Source organism: Vibrio sp. V15_P4S5T153 (genome assembly GCF_963874485.1).
Taxonomy (GTDB): Bacteria; Pseudomonadota; Gammaproteobacteria; order Enterobacterales; family Vibrionaceae; genus Vibrio; species Vibrio anguillarum.
Genome location: NZ_CAWNHR010000017.1, coordinates 285,791 through 297,995, shown reverse-complemented (window position 1 = coordinate 297,995; position 12,205 = coordinate 285,791). Strand labels below are relative to the sequence as shown.

The 12,205-nt window shown below is 34.2% G+C and carries 15 protein-coding genes; 9 read left to right on the top strand and 6 right to left on the bottom strand.

The annotated features are described in order from the left end of the window. Nucleotides 1-73: 73 nt before the first annotated feature. From AACT42_RS11825 to AACT42_RS11810, 4 genes are all read left to right on the top strand, one after another. Nucleotides 74-1,672 carry a hypothetical protein gene (locus AACT42_RS11825; RefSeq protein WP_094133929.1) on the top strand — a complete coding sequence of 533 codons (1,599 nt, stop codon included), beginning with the start codon at nt 74-76 and terminating at the stop codon, nt 1,670-1,672. Between the two features lie 35 nt (nt 1,673-1,707). Beyond that, on the top strand, nt 1,708-2,964 hold the full coding sequence (locus AACT42_RS11820) for a hypothetical protein (protein WP_094133928.1): 1,257 nt from the start codon (nt 1,708-1,710) through the stop codon (nt 2,962-2,964). Nucleotides 2,965-2,974: 10 nt separating this feature from the next. After that, entirely contained in the window at nt 2,975-4,231 is a 1,257-nt protein-coding gene (locus AACT42_RS11815; protein ID WP_094133927.1) for a hypothetical protein, read from the top strand. A 108-nt stretch (nt 4,232-4,339) separates the two neighbouring features. Further along, on the top strand, nt 4,340-4,738 hold the full coding sequence (locus AACT42_RS11810) for a hypothetical protein (protein ID WP_094133926.1): 399 nt from the start codon (nt 4,340-4,342) through the stop codon (nt 4,736-4,738). A gap of 35 nt (nt 4,739-4,773) precedes the next feature. Here AACT42_RS11810 and AACT42_RS11805 read toward each other — a convergent pair whose 3' ends face one another. After that, on the bottom strand, nt 4,774-5,133 hold the full coding sequence (locus AACT42_RS11805; protein WP_094133925.1) for a hypothetical protein: 360 nt from the start codon (nt 5,131-5,133) through the stop codon (nt 4,774-4,776). Between the two features lie 332 nt (nt 5,134-5,465). Here AACT42_RS11805 and AACT42_RS11800 point away from each other — a divergent pair, with 332 nt between their 5' ends. Beyond that, the gene (locus tag AACT42_RS11800; RefSeq protein WP_094133923.1) at nt 5,466-5,738 is read left to right on the top strand and encodes a hypothetical protein; all 273 of its coding nucleotides are present in this window, start codon (nt 5,466-5,468) and stop codon (nt 5,736-5,738) included. 27 nt (nt 5,739-5,765) lie between these two features. On the opposite strand, the gene AACT42_RS11795 is transcribed toward AACT42_RS11800, so the two are convergent. Next, the gene (locus AACT42_RS11795; RefSeq protein WP_094182805.1) at nt 5,766-6,344 is read right to left on the bottom strand and encodes a hypothetical protein; all 579 of its coding nucleotides are present in this window, start codon (nt 6,342-6,344) and stop codon (nt 5,766-5,768) included. A 67-nt stretch (nt 6,345-6,411) separates the two neighbouring features. On the opposite strand from AACT42_RS11795, the gene AACT42_RS11790 reads away from it, so the two are divergent. Further along, nucleotides 6,412-6,786 (top strand): hypothetical protein, encoded by a 375-nt coding sequence (locus tag AACT42_RS11790; protein WP_094133526.1) that lies wholly within the window; start codon nt 6,412-6,414, stop codon nt 6,784-6,786. 25 nt (nt 6,787-6,811) lie between these two features. On the opposite strand, the gene AACT42_RS11785 is transcribed toward AACT42_RS11790, so the two are convergent. After that, a complete protein-coding gene (locus AACT42_RS11785; RefSeq protein WP_141193242.1) occupies nt 6,812-7,783 on the bottom strand; it encodes a hypothetical protein in 972 nt (323 codons plus the stop codon). Between the two features lie 121 nt (nt 7,784-7,904). On the opposite strand from AACT42_RS11785, the gene AACT42_RS11780 reads away from it, so the two are divergent. Next, nucleotides 7,905-9,014: a hypothetical protein gene (locus tag AACT42_RS11780; RefSeq protein WP_094182804.1), complete on the top strand. Its 1,110-nt coding sequence runs from the start codon at nt 7,905-7,907 to the stop codon at nt 9,012-9,014. Between the two features lie 37 nt (nt 9,015-9,051). Here the strand turns inward: AACT42_RS11780 and AACT42_RS11775 are convergent, their stop codons facing one another. Further along, nucleotides 9,052-9,357, bottom strand: a complete 306-nt coding sequence (locus tag AACT42_RS11775; RefSeq protein WP_094131976.1) for a hypothetical protein — start codon at nt 9,355-9,357, stop codon at nt 9,052-9,054. Next, nucleotides 9,341-10,039 (bottom strand): serine protease, encoded by a 699-nt coding sequence (locus AACT42_RS11770; RefSeq protein WP_094131977.1) that lies wholly within the window; start codon nt 10,037-10,039, stop codon nt 9,341-9,343. The genes AACT42_RS11775 and AACT42_RS11770 overlap by 17 nt, the downstream gene beginning before the upstream one ends. A gap of 190 nt (nt 10,040-10,229) precedes the next feature. Here AACT42_RS11770 and AACT42_RS11765 point away from each other — a divergent pair, with 190 nt between their 5' ends. Continuing rightward, nucleotides 10,230-10,565 carry a hypothetical protein gene (locus AACT42_RS11765; protein WP_045595339.1) on the top strand — a complete coding sequence of 112 codons (336 nt, stop codon included), beginning with the start codon at nt 10,230-10,232 and terminating at the stop codon, nt 10,563-10,565. 35 nt (nt 10,566-10,600) lie between these two features. On the opposite strand, the gene AACT42_RS11760 is transcribed toward AACT42_RS11765, so the two are convergent. Beyond that, nucleotides 10,601-11,500 carry a hypothetical protein gene (locus AACT42_RS11760; RefSeq protein ID WP_094131978.1) on the bottom strand — a complete coding sequence of 300 codons (900 nt, stop codon included), beginning with the start codon at nt 11,498-11,500 and terminating at the stop codon, nt 10,601-10,603. Nucleotides 11,501-11,704: 204 nt separating this feature from the next. Between AACT42_RS11760 and AACT42_RS11755 the strand changes: the two genes are divergently transcribed. Next, on the top strand, nt 11,705-12,184 hold the full coding sequence (locus tag AACT42_RS11755; RefSeq protein WP_094131979.1) for a hypothetical protein: 480 nt from the start codon (nt 11,705-11,707) through the stop codon (nt 12,182-12,184). Nucleotides 12,185-12,205 lie beyond the last annotated feature (21 nt).

The window sequence follows — 12,205 nt, the reverse complement described above, 5'->3', positions numbered from 1 at the left end:
CCCGATTGGTGAGTTTTTTTGTAAATGGTCACATGGTATAATTAATTAAATAATCTTCTTCTGGATAATAATAATGAACAGAGTTAACGCGTTACATGTGATAGTAGACGGGATTTCAGCAAACTCATGTGTTATAAATGACATGTATGCTGGCAATAACACTCCTATATCACCTTTGGGAATATTTGATTTTCACACTCAAGAAATTGATGAATTTTCTTTTCAGGACTATGAAAGTAAAATTTATGAAAAGGAAGTTTATAGAATAAATGCAATTGACCTAGATTCTATTGAAACTTCATTTTTAAATTCTGTATATTACAAAACTGATATGGCAATCAGTGAAAAAAATATACTGGCTGGCTACAAATCTGGATTTATTGACATCATAAAAGATACGATACATCTAGAGTCAGATGGATGGTATAACAAAGATAATCAAAAGATTTGTGAGGCAAATGTAAGCGCTCATGAATTAAAAGAAATTTTATCTTGGTCAATACAGATCCTGCCTCATTTGGATACAGATACAATAAAAGAAATGGACAATAATGGCGTTGTTACATTCGACGGAAAGCCTATTGCATTCAAAACAGACTCAAATTGGACATTTGTCGAAAATGGGCGACAATTGTCTGGCGATGCTATGAGAGTTTTACATCACTCAGATTGCTCTTTCACATACTCAGAAGCCACTGATAACTTGGATCTATATCATGCTGTCACAATGAGTGAAGATGAGTATAACAAAAGTGGTACAAAATTTTTCGGTTATGTAAGTAGAGGTAACTCAAAGCAGGGTGATGGACTATATTTAACTGGGAGTCTAAATGAAGCCGTTCGTGTATATGGCAATCCAGAATCCTTTGAACGTAAAAGTCATGCATACGCAAATAAAGAAGAGCATTTAGTACACCAAACTCAACGAGGGGTTTTGCATAAATTCTCTGTCTCAAATGCAAATATATATGATGCGTCATTTGATAATAACTACCCTACTTTGCTAATGGACTCAAAACCATCACCCATTTTACTGAGAACTATTGCAAACAAATATGAAATTGAAGATAAAATCAAAGACATTGTTTTAGCTAAGACTAACTCAATGATCATTAATTCAACCAATCAATTTGATGTTTATCTAGCTATATATGAATTTGCAAATTCATTAGGTAGCTATTCTGGGAATCCAGATTCAAGAAACGTTGTTAAACAAGTATTTTCCGCGATGGGCTATGATGGAATTAAAGTTACGCCACCAAATGATAAGAAACTAAACACAATAAATGAAATAGCATCTTTATATAAAGATTATTGTAGTGGTAGAACAACAGAAATATTTTATGATGGGTTAAAAATTAAGCCTTTTGTTGCTAAGCACATTGCAAGCTACGCGGTAAAAGTTAAAGACGCACAAATACCAAAAATGGAAAATTTTCATGTTATTGTGTTTTCACCCGATGATTTGTTATGCAAGATAAAAGAAAGCATTACTCTACCTAAGCACAAGAAGTACTTTGTAGAAAGAGGTGAAGGAACTGAAGTTATTGATGATTTTTACGACTTGGAAAAAGGAAGTCTTGATAAATTATCCTTTAAACAGATCAAGTCAATAACACATCAACGCGACAATGGTAATTTCGATAAGCCAGGAACTGAATTGACAATGTAATTAAAAGCCCTAGATGGGCTTTTTTAAGGTGTAAAATGATAACCATTAAGAAATACGGAAAAGCATTCACAAGCAAAGATGTTGAAAACTTAACGCAACATTTTAATGATCTATTTAACAATAATATTGATATTGGAATTTCTTTCCATGAAAAGGATGACAAGCCATATCATGCCATGACTCATATATACAATGATGATAATAGATTTAAGAGTGACTTTATAAACAGTGAATGTTCTAGTGAATCTATTATAGATGCTATTCAAATTTCTATCGAATCCCATTTGAAATATAGCTCTTGCAAACACAGCGAACTGAAACCGCACATAACAAAAGAAGGTGTCCTCGTTACAAATGGTGTAATGGAGTGCTCAGAATGTGGAATGCTTACTGTTCCTTCAATAGAAGATAGAAGTTCAGAGAGAAGAACAATACTTCTGTCCGCATTTGGAAGAGCTAAGGAGAGATACTATACCACATCATTTAACTGGAGTGGTATTTCTATACAGGGAGGTGATAACGGAGTTGTTATTTCAGCCTCTAAATGTAAATCTTATGCTACTTCATTTTTCGAAGCGTTCCCCACCATACACAATGTTAAGACATTCATTAGAGGCGAAGGCTCTACTTTGGTTGAAGCTGAACAGGATGCATACGAAAAGTTAAATAAAAAAATGAAATGCAAAGAGCATGATTGGGTAAGAAATGATGGTCGAGTTGAAAGAAAAGATGGATATGCGACTTGTACAAAGTGCGCCTTATCTGGTCATACTCTTGAACCTACTACCCAATGTACTATATGTAAATCACCAGCAAAATTGACGAATCTCGATAAGTTTTATTGTGATGCTCATTACAACGAGCTTTCTTTTGATGAACTATATGAAAATGATGTTAAGTTCAATACAGAAAGGTATGAAGATCCCGATTCGATAATATCCATTGAAACAGAAGACGAACTTAAAAGTGAAAACTTCGAGAGCTATTTGAGCAATAAATTTTACGTGCTGCTGAGAGATCAGTCCTTACAATCAGGAACCATGCTTTCTAAAGAAGAATCATTTTATCTCACAAGAACCTTTATTCAGATCGTCAAAAAACACATATACGAAATAAAAGGTTATGCAAACTTTAAAGAAATACCTGATATTAGTAGTCGAGAATTCAAAAACAACATGAAATTCTTAGAGAAAAATATGGTTGAATATTTCAATAAAAAATCAAAAAACGATGAAACGGCATTTGCAACTTTGTTCTTTGGTTGGGTAAAATTTGCAGGAATCAAGAATTGAGGAAAATAAAGTGATAACGATAGAAAATGGGCTAACATCAGATTACCCTATAAACAAACACGCCTTGTCAGTAATTCAGGGACAAGTTAACAAAAACCATAAAACAACTGAACGAATTAAGGTTGTCATTAATAATGATGACTTAAAGCTGGTTGAAGCGAGCATTCGATATGTCTCAGAGAATGATAGTAAAATTCCAGATTTTTGGGTTTCTAGTGAAAAGAATTTAATCTTGAGTCAAGCTGTTGAAGATGTTTTGTTTAAATACAAAAAATTTAGAAACTGTGATCACGAAAAGTTTGTACCTGCGATTTCGCAGGAAAGGCGAATCTTTTCTGATGGTACTTGCACATGCTCAAATTGTGGCATTACAACTACAGCGGGCTTTGGTGAGAAAATTGGCACTACCAATACATTTAAAGTTAACCTAGCATCAAGAAAGTACGAAACCAGGTATGATTGGGGAAAAACACACCTTCAAGCTGGCGAAAGCGGTATTGTTATATCAAGAGGAAAAGGTTCTTATATGACAGCGTTTTTTGAGGCATTCCCGAAGGTTAGCGGATTTGGAACTTTCATTCGTGGAGAAGGTAAAGATATCGATGAAGCTGAGAAGAATGCATGGGAAAAATTTCAGAAGCAACTAGCATGTGTGGAACATCACTGGAATAGAAAAGTGCATGGTAGCGTAAGAACAGACGGTTATGCTCAGTGTGAATGTTGTGGTTTACGAGCCACTGCTCTAGAACCAACAACCAAGTGCAGCAAATGTGAAAAAAATACAGCTAGAGAGTTTGGTGATGGGTTTTTATGTGATGATCACTTCTACGAGTTAATTTTCCAAGATTTCTTAAATGAAGAAAATCGGATAACTTTAGAATGGGATGATGAACTGAAGACAGAGAAGGAAATTCAGAACCAGAAGTTTGAAAATTTTGTTCGTGCTCATTTTATGGTCTCGCTTAAGGATGCGTTTATTGCTAACAATTACAGAGATGATAAGATAGATGATAAATTAATGAGATTTTCGATTCACTATTACAGCCAGTTCAAGAGACATGTGTTTGGAACAAGACCGTTTGAATACCTTCAAACAGTACCAGATACTGATAATCCCGATTTGATATCTAATTTGAAAATAATGCAAGACAATGTAAGTGACATTGTCAAACAAGTTATGGATAAAGAGGAAAAGATCAGCTTCGAGCGACTTATCAATGGTCTGACTCCAATGCCTGGTTACATAAAACCCAAAGATAACGCTTGATATTGTTTTTTATTTGTTTTATTATTTTGTCAATCCATTAAATTTAGAGAAAATATGTATTATCTAAAAGACATCTTCTAGTAATAGTTACTCACTAGGAGATATAAGATGGCAAATCGTCAACACACTGAGTTTTTTTGCAACCGCCCAGAGGCAAGAAAGAAATCGTATTTTGTTTATGAAGAACGAGTTACTCGTTTTTATGAATATGATGAAGATTTAGCTAGTGGAGATATCGAAATTGACAAAGTTCATTTTCGAAATTACAGCTACACTAACTATTTGGGCTTTAATCGCTCATATGGAAGAAAGCGTTCAGCTAAAGGCGTAATGAAGGATTTAAGAACCAGACTGGGTCATGCGTTAGACTACCCTGAGTACAACTTCAAGCGTAAGAGAGTTTGTAAGTCATACTGGGATATTGCCGATGGAGACAGCTATGCATACAAGCTCCAAAATAACTGGAAAGGCAACAGTAAAAGAAAACAGCAGTGGATTGCGAAATAAAAAAACCGAGCCTGGCTCGGTTTTTTATTTATTCATTAAACTAAGTGTCTGAGTGCGTTTGGGTGAATTGACACGTTTTCACCAGAGATCTCTTGAAGAGCGACATCTTCAATAGACAATTCATTTTTAGCTAGCAATGAATCAAATCGCGATTTAAGCAGTCTATCTTCAATAACCATTTTTACAAGCTCCGTTGCATTATTAAAGAGAGTACATTTATCTTCCTTAACAAGTTCAAACTTGTAATCCTCTATTCTGACTGGAATAAAGTTACCATGTGAAGACATACCCGAATAAGGATCTTGTATAGCTTGTGCTCTTAAGAAAAAAGTCTCAACACCCACCTGAACTGCAAACACAAACTTTGTTTCTTTTCTAACCTTAAATTTTTCCATTTTTTACCATATTTATCTTATGTATAAACTAAAAGTATTTTCCATAATTTTTGATTTTATTTCAATAAGTTTTGTTATAATACCGATGATTAGCTAAGAAATTTATCGACAACTTTTAGTAAAAAAGCAATCCAACCAAATCCTAAAATGGCTGAAATTAGCACATATAATGCAAGTAATTTCCTTACATACAAAGTTTTGAAGTTCATTAGTATGTATGATGTAAGAATTGCATTCAAAATGATTGCTGAGAATGACACACCTATGGGTATGCTTTGAAGTAAAACTGTCACTTTAATACCAATATCATTATTTAAACTAAGATTAACAAAATGAATGAACCACATAAAGTAATTGCTAAACAATACTTACAGAAAATTAAAGCATTCAAAACCTACGAGTGCAATCCAGAAGACCCTATGAGTAATAATCACCTGTCATGGATGCTTCATGTAATTAGTTGTGAAATTTATGACCCTGCACAAGAATCAGAAACCAAAATGAATCGTTGGCTTGGGTATGTACAAGGGGTAATGGTTGCGAAAGGAATGATCCAGGTCAATGAAGAAAGAGACAGAACTAGAGATATTTTCAACGGCAAATAAAAACTAAGAAAAATCTCATAAATAAACTTAATGGCTCTTAAAACCAATTTCGTCCAGATGCCTTTGTATAAAGAAAAACTCTGAAAAATACTCAAACAGCCCTACATCTAAAGAGTTTATCTCAGATTTTTTCGTTCTTATTTTTAAGATGTCATAAAAAGTGAACAGCGAGCCTGAATCAATCATATTGAAATCGGAAATGTACATGTTTTTTATAAATTCTATTGCTTTAACCTCAGCACTAGGAAGCCCGTCAAGTTCCGCTGCAAGTATTTTTCTAAGTTTCACACTTGTTTCTACATAAAGATTGAATTCACATTCATAATCTTCATCGTTTATGAATTTTTCAGTATCTGGCTTTAGTTCAACAAAACCATTTTCAAAATTAAAGACTCTTTCAAAAGTGGCTTCTTTAATGTTCTCTATAAATCTAAGATTTTGGTCAATAATCTCAAATTCTATTAATGTATTGTTTGGAGTTCCAGTAGCGTACAAAACCTTACATTCCATATGAAAAATAAATAGATTGCATAACTCTACAGAAAGCTTTCCGTAGCGCTCAAGAAGCTTTGCCAAAGAATACCAATTCGCATGATTTCTGTTCATTTTTCATTCCAATTCATAATTGATTTGGGTAACATACTATCAATATTAATTAATTGAGTAAATAAAAATGGAAAGTCTAGTAGATAACTCTAAAAAGAAAGTTACATGCTTCATAGATGAATTTAGCTATTCAAAATCAGAGCAATCTGCTTACTATAGAATGCGAATGCTGCTAACACTTACTAGCAACGGCTGGAATGTTGGAGAGGCATTCAATGACCGCTATATGACCATCGTTGGTGGAAATTGCGCTTATTTAACGATGGAAAAAGACGGACAAACTCACACTAGTTATTCTGAGAGAGAGTCATCCATCTTTGATTCTGTTGAAAATATCTCATATTCGGCAAAAGAAGCTGAAGATATTCCTGCTCTTCACAGTTGCTTAGCAAGATTAAGAGAAAGAGAATCAGAATACGAGAAATATAAAGAAACACATTGATATTGGAGAAACATAGTTTCTCCTTTTATCTGACAAACCGAGGCTCATTTGACAGTGTTATGTCAAACTCTGAGGTAATAAAGATTTGGTCTTCGCTAAATACTATGTAGCTATCTATACCTGAATCTTCTATCTCATTTTTATAAATGATGCCATCAACGCCCATATCGAGGAATATTCTCTTTAGCTGAGAGTACTTTTCCTCTAGATTCGTCTGTGACATGATTTTATCAACCTGAGATGAATCTAATTTTGCCTCTCTAGCAATATCTAAAGGAGACCAAACACCAAGATCACTCATCCTAATGGGGTTCCGTAAAATCAAGTTTGCACGTTTAACAGCGGATTCTTTCACAAACTTGGCAGCACAAGATGCAACAAAGCGATCTTCTGTGGAAAGTATTTCTGCTCCATTAGCTAAAACATTGAATTGAGGCTTTTTACCAATATTAACAAGCATGGTTTTATACTTTTCAGTTATTGGAAGATTGATGTAGCTATCAATCTCATGCTTAAGTTCTTCATCTGACAATGAATTAATAACGTCTACTATTCCTGGCTTTGGGTGTTGTAGTCTTGGTATGATTATAGCTTTAGCTTTAACCCTTAGGTCTGTAGAATTTTCGTCGCCTGCTCTTATCCCAAATGGACTTTCAGAAGAAAACTCTTCTCTTTCAATTGATACATCCATTCTTGGAATGCTTTTTAGCCGCTTCAACGCGGCTGACTTTGTTCCAAAATGAAAACCAATATCAGATGAGTGCTCAAAGCTAGTGAAGAATTCATTAGTTCCGTGGTACACATTTCTAATATTCGCTAACTTACAATTTTCCTTCCATTTTTCAATGTAGTCATTGGCTATATTAGATAGGTTAAAATATATTATAGGGTTATCAGTATTGCCACCTGCTATAAGATCATATCCCATGTCTTTAGCAAGCTCCTTTACTTCCTCTGATACCGCATTTTTTATGAATAAAACTTGTAGCGCTGTCACTTTATATCTCCATTTTTGCATGTATGCATTATACCATACCTGATTAAGTCTCGGTAAACCATTTACCTTCATTCTTAATGGTGTATTATGTGATAAAGAAAAACATCAAAAGGAAATTAAAATGAAATCATTATATATACACAGTAAGCTGTCAGAAGATAACGACTCAAAGCTATTAAAAAAGCTCTTTTCATCAAACAACAAAAACAAGCTAGAGACGATAGATAGTGAAGAAAACTCTATTTATGTCTATAGCAAAACTCCAGAATCAAAATACAGGGCTATTTCGTATGCGCTATCAAAGTCGTATTCAAGGCAACTAGATGCGCACTTTATTTTAGATTTTGACACAGATACTGACTTATTGTTTTCAGTTGCATTAGCAGCGTCAAGAAACTGTTCTAACCCTAAGAATGTATATGTGTTTGATCATGCAATAAGCGCCCCTTCTAAATCCCATAAAGTAAACATATCACCTTATGCATCATTTACTTCATTATTGCGTTCCGACAAATACTCAAAAACGACCAATCAATGGCTAGACTCATTTAATTCTTTACAAAGTAAGTTCCCTTGGCTTCTATCTGAGAATGAAGAAATTACGGATGTCGAGAAAATTGAGATATTCAAAAATTATTTAGTTCTCAAAAGTGAAAATTTATCATCTTCATACTTTAATGAAAGCAATGAATCATGGGGTTATACTTTAAATGAATCTAAATCAATATATTTAATACGAATGCCTTCATCACTAGAGAATCATGAAAGAAGAGATTTAATTAATCCAATGATTATTAACTTGATTGAAAGATTATCTAGAGTTAATGATTTGAAGATAGGATTAACTATTTATGGTTTTGAGAGAGTTAGAAACCTACATTTAGAAAAGTTAATTATTGATCTTCAGATTCAATCAAAAACATTTATTGAGTGTGATGTTGTGTTAAGCGATGAGGAATATAATCCAAGATTTTGTGATAGATTGATGGCAACCAGCCCAGAAATCCTTCTCGATAAAGTTGATGAGGTTCGTTTTATCAAAAATCTCAACGTACCATACTTATTCACACATAATTCTATTGTAAAGCTCGATAAAAACGCCAATGACACGGAAGAGTCAATGTATGATAAGAGCAAGATTAAAGAGTCAAAACTTCCTATATATGACCCTAGTAATGCATATCTAAAGTTATTGACACCTACAGATCAGAATGAAGTAATAGAGTTATAAGTTGAAGCCTTTAACCTGATGGTTAAAGGCTTTTTTATTAACAATGTAATTCCACTAGCTCATTCCATTCTGGATCACCATCAAACCAACCATTACCATCAAGTCCTAGCCCTGCCATATCTAGTTGATACAATATCTTACATGAAGAAATTTTGATTGCTTCCTCATCATCCAAGGATATCAGTTCGGATAAGTCTGTAGGGCTATCTGCCCATCCGTTCCCATAAACAGATAAACCTTCATCTTCCAAAAGGTCATAAATTTTTTCGCTTATGACCTCTTTAGGCAGGTTATCTTCCGAGCTTTTTTTGATTAAATTTTCAACTTTACTTCTTAGACTCATCTTTATTAATCCTTGCGGTTACATCTTTGTATTTAACACAATATTTAACACCTGTTACTTTTTCGATCCATTGACCAACTTCTTCAGTACAGACTGGCGTATAAGCTGTTCTTCTATCAGCCTCTTTAAGTGGTTTAGAACCCTCATTTAGTTTCACACTCCAAACAATAGCTTGATTTATTCCTATTAACTCTTCATTTGAATTATATACAGCGCCTCCAGACATTCCAGCCCAAACGGGTGCATTTGTTAATCCAACCGTACAGTTATTTACAGTCAAGTATTGTAAGAACTCTCCCTCGCTTTTAGCGGGGATAGCCAAAAAGCTTCCATACCCTTTGTGTGTAACTTTCTCTTCTTCATTCACTAGTTTGAAATTTACTGGAGTGTCAATTTCGCCTTTATCCTTAATTAGAGCAATATCGCACAACGGGTGTTCATATACATCATCAAACATTATAAAAAATGCGTTATGTTTTGCTGTCAGAAGCCAGTTTTCATCAATTCTTACTGCGCTACCTTGCATTGCTAATACACCTGGCACACCCAAAAACTTAAGATCAACATTATCCATTTCTGTAGTTGGTGTAACTAAACCATTACCTGCACAGCCTGTAAGCATAAGACTTGAAATGAGAGGTATAGTATTTATTACATTTCTTATTCTTTTATTAATTTTCATAACCAGACTTTTTATTGTTTATTTTTAATCCGATTATATTCATAAAATCTCATATTAAAAGCTTTTTTTGTTATTTTTTAATCACTTAAATATTATCTGTATAATATTCTTTCACGCTTTTAACTGAACCCTTTATTTTCAACAAGTTATTTGGTAATTTAGAATTCTAAATAAAAAAATGAGCTAAACAATGCGACGAAAACGTAAAAAGAACTATCCTCTTTCAGGTGGTTATTATATTAATAAAGAAAATGATTCTCAGTTTAAGGTCAGAACGGTACTCTTCCACAAGCTATATGGTGTGTTTATCGACAACAACAAGATCCGCATAGAAGAAACGCTAACTGACGGAACCATCGACCACGTTGGTGAATTTACAACTTCAGATTTTCTCAATCAGCTAACACCTTCAATCCCAATTGAGTCTTCCTTCAATAATCCTCAAATTACAATGGCAGTACACCTTGCTATTCATGGAATCCTGAGCGGTAAAGACTCACCTGAACGCATTGATGGTTGGGTATGAAAAAGCCGCTCTAAGAGCGGCTCAAATCCAATAGCTTACGCTTTTTCATTGTAGAGTTTTCTTGATATTCCATCGGGAAACTTAGAAAGGAAAATAGACTCTTCTTCAGCAACTTTACATAACCCAAGCTCATGCTGAGTGCTGAGGAACTCATCAGGATCGTACTTTAAAACGTGTGTTAACGGTGTATAGTGGTATGACTTTTCACCCTTAATGATGCCAACAGAATGAGTTCTTTCAATATTCATATCCTGAACATCCACCACCGCAACTTGAGGAAGAAATTGTCTGTTGTGAGCATGGTCATTGAACTCAATTTTGAATTCATGTCCTTTATTGATGCTCTGTACGTGGTAAACAACAATGTCCTTTCGTGTAAACATTAAGTCTGAAAGGCTTAGATACGAACTTTCTATATGTACGAGTGTTCCATACGCATAACGTAAATCTGGATTATTCAACCTAATCGTTATCGAACGGTTTTTCTCATCAACATTTGAGACCAAAAAAAGGTTAGGAATCTCATAATTGTCTGCATAATTAATGATTTCTTCTGAGGCTTCTTTTAGACGATCAATAGATTCGTCAACAGCGGGATACCAGGATATCATTTCGATATACTTCAGGATTTCACCTTTAGCACTGTTATCAATTTCCCCAAGTAGCGTTCTCTTGATCGAGTCCCTAATGTTGCGCCATCCTGAATTGGATTCCGCACAAAAACAGTCCATGAAAATTGGGGTTTCATGCTTTTTAGCATCAGTACTCAAATCGTTGAACGATCCAAATTTCAAGCCAACAGCAATACGATCTTGCAGCTCATTTAACTTTAGGGTTAATAATGGTTCATATTGATGAAATTTGATTGCTTTTCTAAGTAGTTGAATACCACGTTTCAATGCAGGGATTTGAGAAGTTGAGTAGGATTTACGCATTTCAATACCTTTTAGCTATGCGCGGCATTTTGATTTATACAGTTGCTAAGGAAACCGAAAGCCGCTAAATAAAAGATATAAAACGACCATTTAATGAACTTTGTATTCGCTATCATTTACTGACACCTTAACGCTAGACTTGTTCTAAAGCCTGTGATCATAATATAATGTAACAATCAAAAGTCAATACAAAGAAAGAATAAAATGAATGAAATCAAGAGGATTATTGATGAATTTGGGAATAACCAATCATTTTCATTAAGAAAATTAGAATTAATCTTATACTTATATGATTGGTATTCATGCTTAAAAAACGTGGTTAAGCGCACCGATATTGAGTGGGAATATGAGCATGGCAGTATCAAATCAAACCTAAAAGATGTATTACTTCGAAGTTGTTTAGGCGCTCAATTCACTATTAGGATTTACTCCGAATTGAGTAAGCTTGGTACAGTCTCATATGTAGAACTTGGAACTAGCGAAAACACTGCTGAATTAGACAACGTTCATTATTATTTGTCGCAAAAATTAAAACACGCACTATTCAATGATATTGTTCATCTTGTAGAAAGCTCATACCCACTAAACTCCCCAACAATATATAAGAAGTTAAATCTACCCTTGTTGGCATCAGAGTTTAGCAACTCCGCCGTAAACCCTCGCCCGATCAGGGCGGGGATATAAGGCGGTTCTCTCGATAGAGAT

Coding starts and splice junctions, on each gene's coding strand:
- AACT42_RS11825 (WP_094133929.1), top strand. CDS start 74: ATGAACAGAGTTAACGCGTTACATGTGATAGTAGACGGGATTTCAGCA.
- AACT42_RS11820 (WP_094133928.1), top strand. CDS start 1,708: ATGATAACCATTAAGAAATACGGAAAAGCATTCACAAGCAAAGATGTT.
- AACT42_RS11810 (WP_094133926.1), top strand. CDS start 4,340: ATGGCAAATCGTCAACACACTGAGTTTTTTTGCAACCGCCCAGAGGCA.
- AACT42_RS11805 (WP_094133925.1), bottom strand. CDS start 5,133: ATGGAAAAATTTAAGGTTAGAAAAGAAACAAAGTTTGTGTTTGCAGTT.
- AACT42_RS11800 (WP_094133923.1), top strand. CDS start 5,466: ATGAATGAACCACATAAAGTAATTGCTAAACAATACTTACAGAAAATT.
- AACT42_RS11795 (WP_094182805.1), bottom strand. CDS start 6,344: ATGAACAGAAATCATGCGAATTGGTATTCTTTGGCAAAGCTTCTTGAG.
- AACT42_RS11790 (WP_094133526.1), top strand. CDS start 6,412: ATGGAAAGTCTAGTAGATAACTCTAAAAAGAAAGTTACATGCTTCATA.
- AACT42_RS11780 (WP_094182804.1), top strand. CDS start 7,905: ATGAAATCATTATATATACACAGTAAGCTGTCAGAAGATAACGACTCA.
- AACT42_RS11775 (WP_094131976.1), bottom strand. CDS start 9,357: ATGAGTCTAAGAAGTAAAGTTGAAAATTTAATCAAAAAAAGCTCGGAA.
- AACT42_RS11770 (WP_094131977.1), bottom strand. CDS start 10,039: ATGAAAATTAATAAAAGAATAAGAAATGTAATAAATACTATACCTCTC.
- AACT42_RS11765 (WP_045595339.1), top strand. CDS start 10,230: ATGCGACGAAAACGTAAAAAGAACTATCCTCTTTCAGGTGGTTATTAT.
- AACT42_RS11760 (WP_094131978.1), bottom strand. CDS start 11,500: ATGCGTAAATCCTACTCAACTTCTCAAATCCCTGCATTGAAACGTGGT.
- AACT42_RS11755 (WP_094131979.1), top strand. CDS start 11,705: ATGAATGAAATCAAGAGGATTATTGATGAATTTGGGAATAACCAATCA.